This is a genomic window from Ensifer sp. GW101-20A05 (assembly GCF_059424735.1).
In genome coordinates this window covers 1-1,397 of record NZ_JBWKZT010000047.1, presented here as the reverse complement: position 1 = coordinate 1,397, position 1,397 = coordinate 1, and the positions used below count along the sequence as shown (strand labels likewise).

The window sequence follows — 1,397 nt, the reverse complement described above, 5'->3', positions numbered from 1 at the left end:
AGGAATCGGAAGAGCGACCCCGCCAGGAAGCAGAGTGCCGCAACGAATAGCACGGCGGCGCCCGGTTCGTGACGGTATCCAAAAAAGGCTACGACGAAGCCGAAGAGGAGCAGAAGCGTCACGCCGATTCCGGCTAGCAACGCCAGGTACAATGCGCTGTTCAAGAGGCGTTCACGCCGCCTCAGTTCCCCGATTCCCTTCTTCAGCGGGGCTCGGGCGACGTCACCCTCGTCGATCTCGCGGAGGTTTCTGATCCGCTCGGTTACGCCGGAAATCCGATTGACCAGGACCGCCACCATCGCCGCGACGCCATTCAGCATGAACGCCGGCGCGACCGCGTGATTGATCATCGTTGAAAGCTGATCCGCTTCGACTGACATACGGGCACCTTCGATCGGTACGGCACGAATGGACGACCGCGGCGCCGTGGAGGCGCTACGGAATGACATTGACTGCACGCGCAGCCACGAGCACGAGTGTCAGCAGTGAAATGGCACTTTCGAGCATCATCAGCCCCTTCGCACGCCGGGTGAGTGGCAGCACGTCGGTAGGACTGAAAGCGGTCGCCGTATTGAACGCCAACGACAGGTAATCGACGTAGAGCGGCCGCCAGTCTGGCGGCGCTAGTTCGGGAGCCGACGCCTGGGGAAATAGCCAGTCGGGTCTTCCCGCCATCCCACGCGCGATGCGCGACGGGCCACCCGCGTCGATCTGCCAGTAGAGTAGCGAGAAGGTAAGAACGTTGGTGACCCAAATGGTAAATGACGACGTCAAGAGCGACACTGAGCGCGTCTCGGGAGGGTGCACGGTGATGATCCCGACCATATCTCCGAGTTCCGCCGCCGTATTCCCCGCGTAGACGCTGGCAAGCAGCATGACGGCGACGTGCTCGATCCGTAGCCACACAGCGTTGCCGGTCGATAGCGTTACTTGGACCATTGGAACGATAGCTGCTACCAGAACCACGTACGATATCCATCGCGGCATGGCATAGACGTGATGCGGCAGCACCTCCAAGAAGGCGAATACCGCAAGGATCGCCACCACCGGAGGCCAGCGTGGTTCGTCACGGCCTGCTTGGATGACATCGCTCATCGCTGCGCCGTCTGCGGACCTTGGGACATGCTGTCGTCACCCATGATGAAGAGGATGTTGGGTTTCCGGGTCTCCTGCGCGTGCATTGTCGCGGTACTCGCCAGCAGGCTGCCGGCGACGGCAGCCGCCTCTGTGAAGATTTTTGCAGTTCGTCTCATTTCTGATGCCTCCCTCAAGGGCCTCCGCGTAGATGGCCACGTTGGTTGAAAGACGTGTCAAGGCAAAAAGAGAGACAATTCGGAGAGCTCCAAGTTGTGACCCAGCAAAATGGACAGAACATGGCGCTTGGTGGCGCGCATATT

At 60.3% G+C, this 1,397-nt stretch carries 3 protein-coding genes; all 3 read right to left on the bottom strand.

Annotated features, from left to right (window positions below):
- Positions 1–380, bottom strand: a 380-nt coding sequence (locus tag AC070A_RS34575) for a DUF2721 domain-containing protein (protein WP_162771058.1), incomplete at its 3' end; no start/stop codon positions are given.
- A gap of 55 nt (positions 381–435) precedes the next feature.
- Entirely contained in the window at positions 436–1,095 is a 660-nt protein-coding gene (locus AC070A_RS34570) for a hypothetical protein (RefSeq protein WP_057251544.1), read from the bottom strand.
- Entirely contained in the window at positions 1,092–1,253 is a 162-nt protein-coding gene (locus tag AC070A_RS34565) for a hypothetical protein (protein WP_156414656.1), read from the bottom strand. Before AC070A_RS34565 ends, AC070A_RS34570 begins: the two co-directional genes overlap by 4 nt.
- Positions 1,254–1,397: the final 144 nt, after the last annotated feature.